Origin of the sequence: Streptomyces sp. NPDC060366 (genome assembly GCF_042725135.1) — a bacterium.
Lineage (GTDB): Bacteria > Actinomycetota > Actinomycetes > Streptomycetales > Streptomycetaceae > Streptomyces.
Genome location: NZ_JBHXDC010000009.1, coordinates 100,523 through 116,065, shown reverse-complemented (window position 1 = coordinate 116,065; position 15,543 = coordinate 100,523). Strand labels below are relative to the sequence as shown.

Annotated in this window: 13 protein-coding genes, 1 tRNA gene and 1 riboswitch; of the genes, 10 read left to right on the top strand and 4 right to left on the bottom strand. The window is 69.3% G+C overall.

The genetic code is table 11. The features are described 5' to 3' along the window. The first annotated feature begins 44 nt into the window (after window positions 1-44). Window positions 45-221: riboswitch (cyclic di-AMP (ydaO/yuaA leader) on the top strand. Between the two features lie 3 nt (window positions 222-224). From ACFWHU_RS22560 to ACFWHU_RS22530, 7 genes are all read left to right on the top strand, one after another. Continuing rightward, window positions 225-902 (top strand): transglycosylase family protein, encoded by a 678-nt coding sequence (locus ACFWHU_RS22560; protein WP_387226658.1) that lies wholly within the window; start codon window positions 225-227, stop codon window positions 900-902. A 282-nt stretch (window positions 903-1,184) separates the two neighbouring features. Further along, window positions 1,185-2,471, top strand: coding sequence for a phosphopyruvate hydratase (gene eno, locus ACFWHU_RS22555; RefSeq protein WP_203233592.1), 1,287 nt, complete (start codon window positions 1,185-1,187; stop codon window positions 2,469-2,471). A gap of 198 nt (window positions 2,472-2,669) precedes the next feature. After that, on the top strand, window positions 2,670-3,143 hold the full coding sequence (locus tag ACFWHU_RS22550; RefSeq protein ID WP_385797228.1) for a septum formation initiator family protein: 474 nt from the start codon (window positions 2,670-2,672) through the stop codon (window positions 3,141-3,143). A gap of 23 nt (window positions 3,144-3,166) precedes the next feature. After that, window positions 3,167-3,751, top strand: a complete 585-nt coding sequence (locus ACFWHU_RS22545) for a DUF501 domain-containing protein (RefSeq protein ID WP_385797226.1) — start codon at window positions 3,167-3,169, stop codon at window positions 3,749-3,751. Further along, window positions 3,748-4,674, top strand: coding sequence for an exopolyphosphatase (locus tag ACFWHU_RS22540; protein WP_387226655.1), 927 nt, complete (start codon window positions 3,748-3,750; stop codon window positions 4,672-4,674). Before ACFWHU_RS22545 ends, ACFWHU_RS22540 begins: the two co-directional genes overlap by 4 nt. A gap of 423 nt (window positions 4,675-5,097) precedes the next feature. Then, window positions 5,098-6,540: an NAD(P)/FAD-dependent oxidoreductase gene (locus ACFWHU_RS22535; RefSeq protein ID WP_385797221.1), complete on the top strand. Its 1,443-nt coding sequence runs from the start codon at window positions 5,098-5,100 to the stop codon at window positions 6,538-6,540. 258 nt (window positions 6,541-6,798) lie between these two features. Continuing rightward, complete coding sequence (locus ACFWHU_RS22530; protein WP_385797219.1) at window positions 6,799-8,091, top strand: class I SAM-dependent methyltransferase; 1,293 nt, start codon at window positions 6,799-6,801, stop codon at window positions 8,089-8,091. A gap of 93 nt (window positions 8,092-8,184) precedes the next feature. Here ACFWHU_RS22530 and ACFWHU_RS22525 read toward each other — a convergent pair whose 3' ends face one another. Together ACFWHU_RS22525 and ACFWHU_RS22520 are read right to left on the bottom strand one after the other, a co-directional pair. Beyond that, window positions 8,185-10,725: an ABC transporter permease gene (locus ACFWHU_RS22525; protein WP_387226651.1), complete on the bottom strand. Its 2,541-nt coding sequence runs from the start codon at window positions 10,723-10,725 to the stop codon at window positions 8,185-8,187. A gap of 156 nt (window positions 10,726-10,881) precedes the next feature. After that, a complete protein-coding gene (locus tag ACFWHU_RS22520) occupies window positions 10,882-11,640 on the bottom strand; it encodes an ABC transporter ATP-binding protein (protein WP_385797378.1) in 759 nt (252 codons plus the stop codon). 436 nt (window positions 11,641-12,076) lie between these two features. On the opposite strand from ACFWHU_RS22520, the gene ACFWHU_RS22515 reads away from it, so the two are divergent. Together ACFWHU_RS22515 and ACFWHU_RS22510 are read left to right on the top strand one after the other, a co-directional pair. Continuing rightward, a tRNA-Leu gene (locus ACFWHU_RS22515) sits at window positions 12,077-12,160 on the top strand. Between the two features lie 435 nt (window positions 12,161-12,595). Further along, entirely contained in the window at window positions 12,596-13,486 is an 891-nt protein-coding gene (locus ACFWHU_RS22510; protein ID WP_385797215.1) for a Bax inhibitor-1/YccA family protein, read from the top strand. 96 nt (window positions 13,487-13,582) lie between these two features. On the opposite strand, the gene ACFWHU_RS22505 is transcribed toward ACFWHU_RS22510, so the two are convergent. Further along, entirely contained in the window at window positions 13,583-13,813 is a 231-nt protein-coding gene (locus ACFWHU_RS22505) for a DUF4287 domain-containing protein (RefSeq protein ID WP_078079724.1), read from the bottom strand. Window positions 13,814-13,914: 101 nt separating this feature from the next. Here ACFWHU_RS22505 and ACFWHU_RS22500 point away from each other — a divergent pair, with 101 nt between their 5' ends. Further along, a complete protein-coding gene (locus ACFWHU_RS22500; RefSeq protein ID WP_385797213.1) occupies window positions 13,915-14,247 on the top strand; it encodes a hypothetical protein in 333 nt (110 codons plus the stop codon). On the opposite strand, the gene ACFWHU_RS22495 is transcribed toward ACFWHU_RS22500, so the two are convergent. Continuing rightward, window positions 14,231-15,316, bottom strand: a complete 1,086-nt coding sequence (locus ACFWHU_RS22495) for a hypothetical protein (protein WP_385797211.1) — start codon at window positions 15,314-15,316, stop codon at window positions 14,231-14,233. The two genes, ACFWHU_RS22500 and ACFWHU_RS22495, sit on opposite strands and share 17 nt — an antisense overlap. Window positions 15,317-15,543 lie beyond the last annotated feature (227 nt).

Genomic DNA, 15,543 nt, shown 5'->3' with positions numbered 1-15,543 from the left:
CGACCGTCACGCCGAATCCTGCCGTCGGTCGGGGGGAGTACTCGTCGCGTCAAGCGCCGAAGGCAGGAGCGGGGGACCCAAAGGTAAGTGCCGGTCATCACGGCCGGCTCGGGGTGCAGCCGTGCGCAGGGGGACGTGAAGACGTTCCCGGGTCGCACGGCCGGGCAACTCACTTGGCCCGAACCCGACAGCTCACCTCGTAGGCGTCGGTGAGGAGATCTCGCATGCTGTTTTCCAGCAACTCCGGCAAGGGCAAGCACCGCCGTCCCTCCAAGACCGTCCGCTACGCCACGCTCGCCGGCATCACCGGTGCCGCTGTCGCGGCCCCGCTGATCGGCGCCACCTCCGCCTCCGCCGCCACCACCTCCGAGTGGGACGCCGTCGCCCAGTGCGAGTCCGGCGGCGACTGGTCGATCAACACCGGCAACGGCTACTACGGCGGTCTGCAGTTCTCCGCCTCGACCTGGTCCGCGTACGGCGGCAGCGCCTTCGCCTCCAGCGCCGACCAGGCCTCGAAGTCCCAGCAGATACAGGTCGCCGAGAAGGTCCTGGCGGGCCAGGGCAAGGGTGCCTGGCCGAGCTGTGGCGTGGGCCTGTCCAACGCCTCGAACGACGCCGGCTCCGCCGGCCCGGCCCCGGAGCAGTCCGCCCCGAAGGCCCAGCCGGCCCCGCAGAAGGCCGAGCCGCGCGCCGAGCAGGAGCAGCCCGCCTCGCGCGGTGAGACCCGCGGTCCGGTCAAGAAGGGCGACGGCGAGTACAAGGTCAAGGCCGGCGACACCCTCTCCAAGATCGCCGAGGCCAAGAAGGTCGAAGGCGGCTGGAAGAAGCTGTTCAAGCTGAACAAGGACATCATCGAGAAGGCCGATGTCATCTTCCCGGGTCAGCAGCTCCACCTGAGCTGACCCGTTCCCCAGAACCCGGCCCCGGCCCGGCGCGCCTCACTCCCCCCGGACGCGCCGGTCCGGGGCCGGGGCCTGTCACGGGCCCGGACCCCGTCCGCCACGTGAACCCCACGACAACGGCGTGAACCCGTGACAATCGCGCGACATTCGTCGCCCACCACGCATTCCGGACTCTTTTCGTCCCAGCGGGCGGGCATCGGCCGACCGCCGCCCGGGAGCCGGTTAGGCTCATGCCGCGGGGCCAATGAGGCCCCGCACCAACGCGTCACATCCCAGAAGGAGATGCTCGTGCCGTCCATCGACGTCGTCGTAGCCCGGGAAATCCTTGACTCCCGAGGCAACCCAACGGTCGAGGTCGAGGTCGGCCTCGACGACGGCAGCACCGGTCGTGCTGCTGTCCCCTCCGGTGCGTCCACCGGCGCGTTCGAGGCCCTCGAACTCCGCGACGGTGACCCGAACCGCTACCAGGGCAAGGGTGTCGAGAAGGCCGTCCTTGCCGTCATCGAGCAGATCGGCCCGGAGCTCGTCGGCTACGACGCCACCGAGCAGCGGCTGATCGACCAGGCGATGTTCGACCTGGACGCCACGCCCGACAAGTCCTCGCTCGGCGCCAACGCGATCCTCGGTGTCTCGCTGGCCGTGGCGCACGCCGCCTCCGAGGCCTCGGACCTGCCGCTGTTCCGCTACCTCGGCGGCCCGAACGCGCACCTGCTGCCCGTGCCGATGATGAACATCCTCAACGGCGGGTCGCACGCCGACTCCAACGTGGACATCCAGGAGTTCATGATCGCGCCGATCGGCGCCGAGTCGTTCTCCGAGGCCCTGCGCTGGGGCGCCGAGGTCTACCACACGCTGAAGAAGGTCCTGAAGGAGAAGGGGCTCTCCACGGGCCTCGGCGACGAGGGCGGCTTCGCGCCGAACCTGGAGTCCAACCGCGCCGCGCTCGACCTGATCCTCGTGGCCATCAAGGAAGCCGGCTACGCCCCGGGCAAGGACATCGCGCTCGCGCTCGACGTGGCGGCCTCCGAGTTCTACAAGGACGGCTCCTACGAGTTCGAGGGCAAGTCCCGCTCGGCCGCCGAGATGACCGAGTACTACGAGGAGCTCGTCGCCTCGTACCCGCTGGTCTCCATCGAGGACCCGCTCTTCGAGGACGACTGGGCCGGCTGGAAGGTCCTCAACGACAAGCTGGGCACCAAGGTCCAGATCGTCGGCGACGACCTCTTCGTCACCAACCCCGAGCGTCTCGCCCGCGGCATCGAGGAGGGCTCGGCCAACGCCCTGCTCGTCAAGGTCAACCAGATCGGTTCGCTGACCGAGACCCTGGACGCGGTCGAGCTGGCGCAGCGCAGCGGCTTCAAGTGCATGATGTCGCACCGCTCCGGCGAGACCGAGGACGTCACCATCGCCGACCTGGCCGTCGCCACCAACTGCGGCCAGATCAAGACCGGCGCCCCGGCCCGCTCCGAGCGCGTCGCCAAGTACAACCAGCTCCTGCGCATCGAGGAGATCCTGGACGACGCGGCCGTGTACGCGGGCCGCAGCGCGTTCCCCCGCTTCAAGGACTGATCCTCTCCAGGGCTGATCCGTCGGAGGGCTGATCCTCGAAGCACCTGATCCGGCCTCCGGCGCGGCCCGGCACAGCCAGTCGTGCGTACGTCCCCGTCCCCGGTCCCGTACCGTGTCCGGGGACGTACGCGCGTACAGAGGCAGTACGGCAGTACCAGAGGCACGAGGCCCGCTCAGACCTCTGAGGGAGGCGGGACCATGGCCGCGAACCGGGACCGGTTCTCCACCGCGACCAAGATCAGGATCCTGGGCGAGCAGACCGCCGCCCGGGTCTACCGCTCGCAGACCCGCAGGCAGGCCCGCCGCTCCCGGCTCACCGGACGCGCCGCGTTCCTCGTGCTCGTCGTCTGCTCGCTGATCGTGGCGCTCGCCTACCCGATGCGGCAGTACGTGTCGCAGCGCGGCGAGATCGCCGAGCAGCAGCGGCTGGCGCACGAGGCCCGCAAGCGGGTCGAGGAGCTGCGCGACGAGAAGGCCCGCCTCCAGGACGACGCGTACATCCAGCGCCTGGCGCGCGAGCATCTGCACTACGTGATGCCTGGGGAGACCGGCTACATCATGTCCGACCCCCGGGCGACCGAGGAGCGCCGCACCGATCAGGGCGCGGCCGACCGGCCCTGGTACTCCAATCTCCTGGACGGCGTGGACAGCGCCGACCGGACGGACAGATAGACATCAAGGAAACCGACGCAGGTATGGAAACGCCCCCTCCGCAGACCGAACGCACCGAACCCACCGAGGCGGACGTCGCGGCGTTCAGGCAACAGCTCGGCCGGCCCCCGCGCGGTCTGCGCGCCATCGCGCACCGCTGTCCCTGCGGGCAGCCCGATGTGGTGGAGACCGCCCCGCGGCTGCCCGACGGCACGCCGTTCCCGACGCTCTACTACCTGACCTGCCCGCGCGCGGCCTCGGCCATCGGCACGCTGGAGGCGAACGGCGTCATGAAGGAGATGTCCGAACGCCTGGCGTCCGACCCCGAGTTGGCCGCCGCGTACCGCAAGGCCCACGAGGACTACCTCGCGCGCCGCGACGCGATCGAGCTGCTGGCGGGCTTCCCGAGCGCGGGCGGTATGCCGGACCGCGTGAAGTGCCTGCATGTGCTCGTCGGCCACTCGCTCGCGGCGGGCCCGGGAGTCAACCCGCTGGGTGACGAGGCGCTGGCGATGCTGCCCGAGTGGTGGCGCAAGGGCCCCTGTGTGATCCCGTTCACAAACGACGAACCCGCCGACGGACCCGCAGAGGGCGAGACCGCGGCCGCCCCCGAAGGAGACACCGTATGACCAGGGTCGCGGCGATCGACTGCGGTACGAACTCCATCCGGCTACTGGTCGCCGACGCCGACCCCGCCACCGGCGAACTGGTCGAGCTGGACCGGCGCATGACGATCGTGCGGCTCGGCCAGGACGTCGACCGGACGGGCCGGCTCGCCCCCGAGGCGCTTGAGCGGACCTTCGCGGCCTGCCGCGAGTACGCGGGCGTCATCAAGGAACACGGCGTGGACCGGATCCGCTTCGTGGCCACCTCCGCCTCCCGTGACGCCGAGAACCGCGACGAGTTCGTCCGCGGTGTCCTCGACATCCTCGGTGTCGAACCCGAGGTGATCACCGGCGACCAGGAGGCGGAGTTCTCCTTCACCGGCGCCACCAGGGAGCTGACCGGCCGCACCGACCTGGAGAAGCCCTACCTGGTCGTCGACATCGGCGGCGGCTCCACCGAGTTCGTCGTCGGGGCCGACCGGGTCATCGCGGCCCGGTCGGTCGACATCGGCTGTGTACGGCTGACCGAGCGGCACCGTCCGGCCGACCCGGCCACCCTTGCCGACATCACCGCCCTGCGCGCGGACATCGCCACCGCCCTCGACCTGGCGGGGCGGGACGTCCCGTTCGGCGAGGCCCGCACCCTCGTCGGCCTCGCCGGCTCCGTCACCACGGTCGCGGCGATCGCGCTGGGTCTGACGGCGTACGACTCGGAAGTGATCCACCACTCGCGCATCCCCTTCGACATTGTCCGGGAGATCACCACGACGCTGCTGTCCTCCACCCACGCCGAACGCGAGACGATCCCGGTGATGCATCCGGGGCGGGTGGACGTGATCGGGGCGGGTGCGCTGATCCTGCTCACGATCATGGAGCGGACCGGTGCGCGGGAGGTCGTCGTGAGCGAACACGACATCCTCGACGGCATCGGCTGGTCGATCGCCTGAGCGGGTGACGGGGGGGCTGTCGCGGGGGCCTTCCAGGGCCCCCCGAGCCTCTTTACGGGGGTCTTACGGGGTCTCTGCGCCACACTCCGGAACGAAGTTCGTGAAGTTCTTCACAAGGAAAAACGCCGGGTTGGGCGCACATCACTCTCCGGGGGCCGCCGGCACCGGCCCGGCGCCTGTGCGGGGCCCGTCAACGGGCCGTACCGGCCGTGTTGCGGGCGTGTGAACCACCCGGTGGTCCACCCCCGTCAAACCTCTCAAGGGCCAGCTCACGAGGGGTGCGGAACGTCCCGCGACACCGCCTGGTTCCATCGCGGGACCATGGGGTGGATCAAGCGGGCCGCGCAGTGTAGCAGAGGTATGGGGGGTGCTTGTGAAGGGGCTCACGAGCACCCCCTCCTGGGCAGGTGGATACTCGATGGCATGAGCACCACGGAGCGTCCCAGGATCCTTGTTGTAGGCGGAGGGTACGTAGGCCTGTACGCAGCTCGTCGCATTCTGAAGAAGATGCGCTACGGGGAGGCGACGGTCACCGTTGTCGACCCTCGCTCGTACATGACGTACCAGCCCTTCCTCCCCGAAGCCGCCGCCGGAAACATCTCGCCTCGGCACGTCGTCGTACCGCTGCGACGCGTGCTGCCCAAGGCCGAGGTGCTCACCGGCCGAGTCACGACCATCGACCAGGACCGCAAGGTCGCCACGATCTCCCCGCTCGTCGGTGAGGCCTATGAGCTGCCCTTCGACTATCTGATCGTCGCGCTCGGCGCCGTCTCCCGTACCTTCCCGATCCCCGGCCTCGCCGAGCAGGGCATCGGTATGAAGGGCATCGAGGAGGCGATCGGCCTGCGGAACCACGTGCTCGAACAGCTCGACAAGGCCGACTCCACGACCGACGAGGACGTCCGCCGCAAGGCGTTGACCTTCGTCTTCGTCGGCGGCGGCTTCGCCGGCGCCGAGACCGTCGGTGAGGTCGAGGACCTGGCGCGCGACGCCGCGAAGTACTACACGAGCGTCAAGCGCGAGGACATGCGCTTCCTGCTCGTCGACGTCGCCGACAAGATCCTTCCCGAGGTCGGCCCGAAGCTGGGCTCCTGGGGCAAGGAGCACCTGGAGAGCCGCGGCGTCGAGGTCTACCTCAAGACCGGCATGGAGTCCTGCGTCGACGGCCGTGTGGTGCTGGGCAACGGACTCGAGGTCGACTCCAACACCATTGTGTGGACCGCGGGCGTCAAGCCCAACCCGGCGCTCGCCCGCTACGGTCTGCCGCTCGGGCCGCGCGGTCACGTCGACACCGACGCCAAGCTCCAGGTGCGGGGCACCGATTACATCTGGGCCGCCGGCGACAACGCCCAGGTTCCCGACATGGCCGCCCGCAAGGCCGGCGTCGAGAACGCCTGGTGCCCGCCGAACGCCCAGCACGCGCTGCGTCAGTCGAAGGTCCTCGGCGACAACGTGATCTCCGCTCTGCGTGGCTTCCCGCAGCAGGAGTACAGCCACGCGAACAAGGGCGCGGTCGCCGGTCTCGGCATGCACAAGGGTGTCGCGATGATCGTCGTCGGCAAGATGAAGATCAAGTTCCGTGGCCGGCTGGCCTGGTACATGCACCGTGGCTACCACGGCATGGCGATGCCGACCTGGAACCGCAAGATCCGTGTCTTCGCCGACTGGACGCTCTCGGCGTTCCTCAAGCGCGAGGTCGTCTCGCTCGGCGCGATGGAGACACCGCGCGAGGAGTTCTACGAGGCCGCCAAGCCCGCGCCGACGCGTCAGTCCGCCGTCGCCCCGAAGCCCGAATCCGGCTCGGAGTCGGACTCGGACTCGAAGCAGGTGAAGGCCGAGGCCGGGACGACCGTCAAGGCGTCCTGACCGCGCGCACTCCCGAACCGACCCGAAAGGGCCGCCCGCCATCCGTGGTGCGGGCGGCCCTTTCGCGTGCGCCCGGCTCGTAGATGGGTACGACATATCAGGTAAGGGTGCGCATGGGTAGAAGTCGGTATAAATTACATGGCCTGTGCAGCTATTTTTGCCCACCCATTGCGTGCCGCCGGGACTGCGACACCCCGTCGGCGGTGTTTACGTGTGAGTTGAGCATTTCTGGGATTGCCTTTCACGGAGGTGTGCGCCATGGCCGATGCCGCACTGCGGCTGACCACTCTCGCCGAGGAACTGCTGGGAGCCCCGCTCCCGGTGCGTATCCGTGCCTGGGACGGCAGCGAGTCGGGCCCGCCGGGCGCGCCGACACTCGTCGTCCGGCACCGCAGGGCCCTGCGCCGTCTGCTGTGGAAGCCGGGCGAGTTGGGACTGGCCCGCGGCTGGGTGGCCGGCGAGATCGACATCGACGGTGATCTGTACGCCGCCCTGTCACTGATCGCCGGACTCCTCTGGGAGCGCGGCGCCGACGCAAAGGACCCGGTGCACCCGCTGCGCGACCCGCGGATGCGCGCCGCGGCCAAGGGCCTCGTGGAGATCGCCGGCCCCTGGCCGCCGCCCCCGCCGCCGCCCGAGGAAGTACGGCGCAGAAGCGGCACGCTGCACACCAAGCACCGGGACCGGGCGGCCATCAGCCACCACTACGACGTGGGCAACGACTTCTACGAGATGGTCCTCGGACCGTCGATGGTCTACTCGTGCGCCTACTTCGAGGAGCCCGGCGCCGCGCTGGAGGACGCGCAGCGCGACAAGCTCGACCTCGTCTGCCGCAAGCTCGGGCTGACGGAGGGCGAGCGGCTGCTCGACGTCGGCTGCGGCTGGGGCTCCATGGCCATCCACGCGGCGCGCGAGTACGGCGTCCAGGTCACCGGGGTGACGCTCTCCCGCGAGCAGGCCACGTACGCCCGCAAGCGCATCGCGGACGAGGGTCTGACCGACCGGATCGAGATCCGGGTCCAGGACTACCGGGACGTCGGTGACGGTCCGTACGACGCCATCTCGTCCATCGGCATGGCCGAACACGTCGGCTCGGTCCGCTACCGCGAATACGCGGACGACCTCTTCGCCCTCCTCAAGCCGGGCGGCCGGCTGCTCAACCACCAGATCGCGCGCCGTCCCGAGCGGGACGAATCCGAGTACCGCATCGACGACTTCATCGACGCGTACGTCTTCCCCGACGGTGAACTGGCCCCGCTCGGGCGCACCGTCGGCACGCTGGAGGAGGCGGGCTTCGAGGTCAGGGACGTGGAATCCCTGCGCGAGCACTACGCGCTGACGCTCCGTCAGTGGGTACGGAATCTGGAGCGGCACTGGCCCGAGGCGGTCCGGATCACCTCACCCGGCCGCGCCCGCGTGTGGCGCCTCTACATGGCCGCGTCGGCGCTCTCCTTCGAGCACAACAGGATCGGCGTCAACCAGATCCTGGCGGTACGGTCCCGGGAATCGGGCGACGCGGACGTCCCGCTGCGCGCGCGGACCTGGAACTGACACGAGTCGTGCGGGCCCGTGCGCGCACGCACGGACAAGCGCCGGGCGGACCGCATACGCGGCCCGCCCGGCGCTCGACGGCACAGCCCGCACTCACTCCGTCTTGATCGCCGTCAGCATGTTCAGCTTCGCCGCGCTGCGCGCCGGCCAGAGCGCGGCCAGCACGCCCACCAGCCCCGCGAGCACCAGGAAGATCCCGATCCGCTCCCACGGCATGACCAGCACATAGCCGGGGATCGACGAGCGGATCGTCTCGCCGATGGCCCAGGCCAGGAACGTGCCGAGCCCGACACCGACCAGCGCGCCGAAGACCGAGATCACCACGGCCTCCAGCCGGATCATGCGCTTGACCCTGCGGCGGTCCAGACCGATGGCCCGCAGCATGCCGATCTCCTGCTGACGCTCGAAGACGGACATCGCGAGGGTGTTGACGACACCGAGCACCGCGATGATCAGCGCCATCCCCAGCAGCCCGTACATGATGTTCAGCGCGGTGTTGATCATGCCGCCGAACATGTTCCTGATGTCCTGCTGGTCGGAGACGCTGATCGCGGGGTTGTCGCCGAGCGCGTTCACCAGGGCCAGTTCGTTGGCCTCGGTCATGCCGCCGTCCATCGACACGTACACCTCGGGGGTGTACGGCTTCGCCTCGTGCGGCCCCACCAGATCGGTCGAGATCAGGACCGGGGAGACGAACTCGTTGGCCTCGTACGTGGCGCCGATCTTCAGCCGCGCCTTCTTGTCGTCCTGGTACTTCACCGAGACGGTGTCGCCGGTCTTCAGACCCCGCGACTTCGCGGTGTCCGAGTCCATCGCGATCGCGTCACCGCTCAGCGAGTCCAGCGAACCGCTCTCCGTTTTCAGCGCGAGAACCCGCTGGATGTCCCCGGGGGTCACGCCCGATGCGGAGGTGTCCTCGCCCTTGATCTCCAGGTACGAGGCCCGCTGCGGGGAGACCGCGCTGACGCCCGGCGCCTTCTCCAGTGCCTCGACCGCCGACTCGTCGAGACCGCCTCCGCTGGCCATCGTGACCATGTAGTCGGCCTTGATGTTGTCGGTGGTCATCTTGTCGATGGCCTGACCGAGCGTCACACCGATGACGGTCAGACCGGTGACCAGCGTGAGGCCGATCGCCAGCGCGGAGGCGGTGGCACCCGTTCGGCGCGGGTTGCGCACCGCGTTCTGCCCGGCCAGCTTGCCGGCGACGCCGTACAGACGGTTCAGCAGCGGCTGTACGAGGGCGATGACCGGGCGCGACAGCAGCGGGATCAGCACGATGATGCCGACGAGCGAGAAGAAGGCGCCGCCGCCGATCAGCAGCTTGCCGTCCTTCCCGGCCGAGGCGCCCGCGACGATCCCCGCGGCGCCGATGAGCGTGAGCACGGCGCCGATCGAGTTGCGCAGGACGAGCGACTTCACCGTGGCCACGGCGTGCACGCTGCTCATGGCGGCGACCGGCGGGATCTTCGCGGCCCGTCGGGACGGCAGCCAGGCGGCGATCAGGGTGATCACCACGCCGACACCGAAGGCGGCGGCGACGGCGACCGGCGTGATCACCAGCGGTCCGGCGGGCACCTTCGCACCGAACGAGCCCATGGCCGAGCGCAGTCCGACGGCGAGACCGATACCGAGGACGAAGCCGACGGCGGACGCGAAGAGGCCCACGACCAGCGCCTCGATCATCACCGAGCGCTTGACCTGGCGGCGCGAGGCGCCGACGGCGCGCAGCAGCGCGAGCTCCTTGGTGCGCTGGGCGACGAGCATGGTGAAGGTGTTGGAGATCAGGAAGATGCCGACGAAGAGCGCGATGGCCGCGAAGGCGAGCAGCATCTGGTTGATGCCGCTGAGCTGGCGCTCGATCTGGTCGGCCTGGTCGGCGGCCAGCTGAGTGCCGGTCTGGGCCTCGGCGTCCTTGGGCAGCAGGGGCTCGACCGCGTCGAGGATCTTCGCGTCGGAGGCGCCGGGCGCCGCCGTGACGGTGGCGTCCTGGAAGAAGCCCGGCTCCAGGTAGAGCTTCTGGGCGACCGCCGTCTCGAAGAGCACCAGGCTGCCGCCCGCGTTGACCGCGCCGTCCTCGGTGGTGAAGACACCGGAGAGGGTGTACTCCTTGACCGGCCCGTTGGTCGAGACCCGCACGGGCTTGCCGACCTCGTACTCACCGCGGGACGCGGTGGACTTGTCGAGCGCGATCTCGTCGGCCTTGGTGGGGCCCGACCCGTCGGTGAAGTCGTAGGCGGCGTCCTTGCCGTCCTGGTCCGGGGAGAAGTTGGTGCCGGTGTTGGACCAGCCGTTGCCGATCAGCTTGCCGTCCGGGTCGGCCACGCCGGCGAAGCCGTCGACCCGGCCGGTGACGGAGGCCACTCCGTCGATGGCGCCGATCTTGTCGAGGGTCTTCGGGCTGAGTCCCGGCTCCGGCTTCTTCCCGTCGGAGCCACTCTCGTTGGAGGCGTAGCTGGAGACGGAGACGGCTACGTCCTTGTAGCTCTTGGCCGACTGTTTGTTGAAGGCGTTGCCGAGGGTGTCGGTGAAGACCAGCGTGCCGGAGACGAAGGCCACGCCGAGCATCACGGCGAGCACGGTCATCAGCAGCCGGGCCTTGTGCGCGAGCACGGTGCGCAGGGCGGTACGGAACATGGTGGGAGTCCAGGTGAAGTGGGCAGGGCGAACGGACGGCGGAGCCGCGTGAGGGCAGGGCGGACCGACCGCGGTGGAGTGGCGGATCGGTCGCGGCGAAGGGCGGACGGCCGGCGTCGGCCGGCGCGGGGCGTCAGGGGTGCCGGGCGGCCGGCGTCAGCTCGTACGGCCCTTGGAGTCGAAGGCCTTCATACGGTCGAGCACGCCCTCGGCGGTGGGGTTCTGCATCTCGTCGACGATCCGGCCGTCGGCGAGGAAGATCACCCGGTCCGCGTACGAGGCGGCCACCGGGTCGTGCGTCACCATGACGACGGTCTGGCCCAGCTCCCGTACGGAGTTGCGCATGAAGCTCAGGACCTCGGCCCCGGCCCGTGAGTCCAGATTGCCGGTCGGTTCGTCGCCGAAGATGATCTCGGGCCGGGAGGCGAGCGCGCGGGCGACGGCCACGCGCTGCTGCTGGCCGCCGGAGAGCGCGGTGGGACGGTGGTGGAGCCGGTCCTTGAGGCCGATCATCGTGATCACGTTGTCCAGCCACTGCTTGTCGGGCTTACGGCCGGCGATGTCCATGGGGAGCGTGATGTTCTCCAGGGCCGTCAGCGTCGGCAGCAGGTTGAACGCCTGGAAGATGAAGCCGATCTTGTCCCGGCGGAGCTGGGTGAGCTGCTTGTCCTTGAGCGTGCCCAGCTCGGTGTCGCCGATGCGTACCGAGCCGCTGCTGAAGCTGTCGAGCCCCGCGACGCAGTGCATCAGGGTCGACTTGCCGGACCCGGAGGGGCCCATGATCGCGGTGAACTGGCCCTGCCGGAAGTCGACGGTGACCTGGTCGAGGGCCACGACCTGCGTCTCGCCCTGCCCGTAGACCTTGGACAAGGCGGAGGCGTGGGCCGCCACGGCGCTGGCGCGGAGGAGAGGCATGGTCGTCACGGGTGGGGCTCCTGTCGGGGTGCATGTGGTGGATTGACTTCATCCTCTCCGCCGTCCGGCGCCGAGTCGTCACTCCGCATGCCCGTTCCTGTGGCCCTCTCGGGTCGGACCGGGACGCCCCTCCGTCCTCCTCCGGTATGACGTCGACCCCTACTCATGTCATCCGGTCGTCGGCCTGTCACGTGAACGACGGCTCCACGCAATCCGTGTGCGGGGAGTGGCGAATAGTAGACAGAGAGCGGCGACTTTCCGTCATATCCCGAGGGTCGTATCAAGACCTTCGTCCTGCTTCCGGCATGTGCCGATGGCGTGTTACCAGGGCTGACACACCCTCAGGTGCCAATAAAATCAGACAGGATCGTCCAGGTACTCGGCTGTCCGAGGGGTCCTCCCGGATAGGCTCGTGAGCCAACGCGGAGCCGCGTACGCCCGGATGGTGGAATGCAGACACGGCGAGCTTAAACCTCGCTGCCCCAAATGGGGCGTACCGGTTCAAGTCCGGTTCCGGGCACACTCTCTGAACGTGTGCTGACCTGCGAAGATCGATTCTTCCCCGCTTTTCCTGCCTTTGGGGCACAGTACTGCTGAAACGTGCCTGCAGATCAGCCGGATCGGTCAACTCGGTTGAAGTGTAAAGCTCTTGACGAATAGTCAGCTTTGAAACGCGACGAAACCGCAGCTCAGGCCCTTGATCATCTTGTCGGGTGCGCGTCAATCCGCTGAATCCGGCGTTCCGTCCCGGTCGTCGGAGGGAGCGCTCTCCGAATGTCCCCGGGGAGTCGCGACGCGCCACCGGGCGACACTCCGGGCCGGCCCGCGGTCCCCGGCCCGGCCTCCCTCGCGTCACGATCGAGGAAAGATCCTCCTGGGGCACTAGGGTGTTCCCTTTGCTCCCGCATTACTCTTGTGCCAAGGCCGCGCAGGGTGGCCGCCATGGAGGAGTGAGATGAGGAGCAGCAACCCGGTCTTCTCGCGACGGGGCTTCAGTCGCGACAACGGCCAAGCGGGCTTCAACGCGGCGCCGCAGGCCGGGGGCCCCGCCGTAGGAACCACGCAGAACCCGTACGCGACCAACCCGTACGCCACCAACCCCTACGCCCCGCAGACCGACGGTCAGTACGGCGGCGCCGGACCGCAGGCGCCCGCACGCGCCGGGGTCATGACGATCGACGACGTCGTGACGCGCACCGCGTCGACGCTCGGCACGGTCGTCCTCACCGCCGTCCTCGCCTGGGTCCTGCTCCCGGTCGACCAGGACAACGTGGGCAAGTCGTACGGCATCGCCATCGGCGCGGCCGTCGTGGCCCTGGTCCTGGCGCTGGTCCAGTCGTTCAAGCGCAAGCCGGTCCCGGCGCTGATCCTGAGCTACGCCGCGTTCGAGGGTGTCTTCCTCGGCGTGATCAGCAGCGCGGTGAGCACGTACCTCTCGCCGGGTGTGGTCGTCCAGGCGGTGATGGGCACGATGGCGGTCTTCGCCGGTGTGCTGATCGCCTACAAGATGCGCTGGATCCGCGTCACGCGCCGCTTCTACGGCTTCGTGATGGCCGCCGCGATGGGCTTCGTCCTCCTCATGGTCGCCAACCTGCTGTTCAGCGTCTTCGGCGGCGGTGACGGCCTCGGCTTCCGCAGCGGCGGCCTCGGCATCCTCTTCGGTGTGCTCGGCATCATCCTCGGCGCGTGCTTCCTGGCCCTCGACTTCAAGCAGGTCGAGGACGGCGTCACGTACGGCGCGCCGCGCGAGGAGTCCTGGATGGCGGCCTTCGGCCTCACCATGACGCTGGTGTGGATCTACCTGGAGATGCTGCGTCTCTTCTCGATCCTGAGCGGCAACGACTAGCTGGTGCGATGACCGGATCGGTTTCACCGCGCTTACGACGGAGGGGTCCACGGGCAACAGCCCGTGGACCCCTCCGTCGTTGTGCCGGCGGTGCGTTCAGCCGAGGCGGCGCGCCGCCCGCCTCAGATCGTGCTCGTGGATGATCGCCTTCGCGTGCCCGTACGCGAGATCGTGCTCGCCGCGGAGCCAGGCGACCTTCTCGTCGAAACGGACGAGGGCGGGACCTTCGTCGACCGTGCGGAGCCAGTCGGAGATCTCGCGACCGGTGCAGTGTGGGATGCGGGACAGCAGGTTGCGATGGGTCTCTTCGGAGAAAACAAGGGACATCGGCGCCTCCGGACGCTGCTTCACGTACTGGTCCTTCACGTCACCGTGCCTGAGCGTTCGCCCGTTGGCAACAGTTCGGCAAGGGCGCGTAGGGTCGCGGCGTGCTTGATACGACGCGCCTGACCGCCGCCGTGGACCGATTCGCCGACCGGCTGCGGGCAGCCCCGCAGAGCAGGTTGCAGCGAGGGGCCGCGGCCGAAGGGCTGGCTCTGGCCAGGGAACTGTCCGCGACGGCCCAGCGCCTGGAAGCCGTGGACGGCGGCGCACCTGAGCCGCCCAGGATCATGCCGGACGTCGGTGTCTTCGTCGTCGCCGATCAACTCACCGTCGCGGCGGGTGATTTGGCCGAGGCACTGAGAACGGCCCCATCCGTGGAAGAACTGGACGAGGCCGTGCGGGCGGTGGAGCGGGCCGTGGCTAGAGCGAAGCTATGACCCGGTCGGCGAGAATGTAGATGTGGTCGTCGGCCGCGGCGCTCTCACCCGTCGCATCCATGTTCCCGGCGCTGTCGGTGTCGTCCGCGCCGGTGTTCACGCCGCAGGAGAACGTGAGGGCGTACGCCCCCGAGATACCCGAGCCGCCGAGCAGGAACGGCGTACCGCCGTCGCGCAGCGCGCCCGCGAGGCGCTCAGCGGTCTCGCGGTGGCCCGGGGTCATGCAGAGCGTCGTACCGTCCGTGAAGACGTACACGTCCAGCGTGCCCAGCGGGCCGGGGCGGACGTCGGCGAGCGCGGTACGGGCGTCGGCCAGCTCCTCGAGCCGAGCGACCGTGCGCTCGTGGTCGGTGACGACCGGGGTGCGGACCGGAACGAAGTCCGGGTGCGAGGGGTGCCTGCGGCGGGCCGCGGCCAGCTCCGGGGAGTCCTCGGCGAACTCACCGACCTCGCTGACCTCACTCACCTCGCTCAGCTCGGGCAGTCCGTCGTACTCCCCGAGGTCGTCCAGGTCGTCCAGGTCGTCGAAGCCGGCGAGACGTGCGGCGTCGGCCTGGTCGTCCAGCTCGGCTCGCTCCCGCAGCTCGGCGAGTTCCGCCAGCTCCGTGAGGTCGTCGTAGTCGTCGTCCGTGACCCGGCGGGCCCGGTCGGCGCGGTCGAGGGCGTCGAGGTCCAGCGCCTCCAGGCCCACGAAGTCGGCCTGGCGCGGCACGTAGAACGGTCCGTCGTCGGTGCCGGGGCCGGTGAGGCCGCCCAGCAGCGACGGTGCGTCGCCGGCGTCGCGGGCCTCCTGCGCGGCCCAGAAGGCGCGCGCCTCGGCCAGCTCCCGCTCGCGCTCCTCGGCCAGGGCCTCGGCCACCGCGAGCCGTATGTCCTCGGTGGACGTGGCGGCGGCCGGAGCGGCTTCGCCGGAGCGTGCGTGCGGTACGGCGGCGTGGCCGCCCGGATTGGCCAGGGACAGGTCGCCGCGCAGGGCTGTGACCTCGCGCCGCAGCCCATGAGCGGCGTGCAGGGCGGCGACGCCCACGGCCGTGGCGGCGGCCGTGGTAAGCAGCAGGGCAATAGACATGGCGCTCACTGACTTACTCCCGGTCTTCAATGGTCCCCCGACTTCCTACATCAGCTTGTCGTGGGGGCGCGCACGTCGGCAGTGCATTACGTCATGAATTGGACAGGTCTTTCGGCCTTAGGGCCGGCCCCAATACTGCCGTGACCAGCGTAAATGGGTCTCCCCCAGGAGGTAGGTCACATCCTGGGGGAGATTGAGTCACGACTGGGGCTCGACGGGGTTCGGTG